1 protein-coding gene is annotated in these 215 nt (G+C 34.4%); it reads left to right on the top strand.

All coding sequences use genetic code 11. The features are described 5' to 3' along the window. The coding region (locus tag ACRHOC_RS15770) for a cbb3-type cytochrome c oxidase N-terminal domain-containing protein (protein ID WP_431159512.1) at positions 1-215 on the top strand (215 nt) is incomplete at both ends.

Genomic DNA, 215 nt, shown 5'->3' with positions numbered 1-215 from the left:
AAAAGAGGCACCTTCTAATTTGGTCATTTGGATCAAAGAGACCTATATAAAAGTACTCGGTTCTAAACCAATCGAACAAGAAGGTGAAATTATTTTAGATCATAATTACGATGGTATTAAGGAGCTCGTTAACAACTTACCACCTTGGTGGCTATATGGCTTCTATGCCACAATAATCTTTGGTGTTATTTATATGGTGCGCTATCATATTTTTA

Origin of the sequence: Winogradskyella poriferorum, assembly GCF_050618035.1 — a bacterium.
Taxonomy (GTDB): domain Bacteria; phylum Bacteroidota; class Bacteroidia; order Flavobacteriales; family Flavobacteriaceae; genus Winogradskyella; species Winogradskyella poriferorum_A.
Note: the sequence above shows the minus strand (reverse complement) of the source record. Positions and strands in the feature narration are given on the sequence as shown.